At 51.5% G+C, this 266-nt stretch carries 1 rRNA gene; it reads right to left on the bottom strand.

The features are described 5' to 3' along the window. Positions 1-266, bottom strand: a 23S ribosomal RNA gene (locus ACZ9XP_RS17970); the annotation flags it as partial.

Below are 266 nucleotides of genomic sequence, written 5' to 3'. Positions count from 1 at the left end.
TTGGGCTTTCGGCGAGCGGGCTTTTCACCCGCTTTATCGCTACTCATGTCAGCATTCGCACTTCTGATATCTCCAGCAGGGTTTACACCACCACCTTCACAGACCTACAGAACGCTCCCCTACCACGCATATAAATATGCATCCGCAGCTTCGGTTATCAGTTTGAGCCCCGTTACATCTTCCGCGCAGGACGACTCGACCAGTGAGCTATTACGCTTTCTTTAAATGATGGCTGCTTCTAAGCCAACATCCTGGCTGTCTAGGCC

The sequence above is a fragment of the Vogesella perlucida genome (assembly GCF_979366545.1).
The sequence above is the reverse complement of the archived record's forward strand: the minus strand, read 5'-3'. Positions and strand labels throughout refer to the sequence as shown.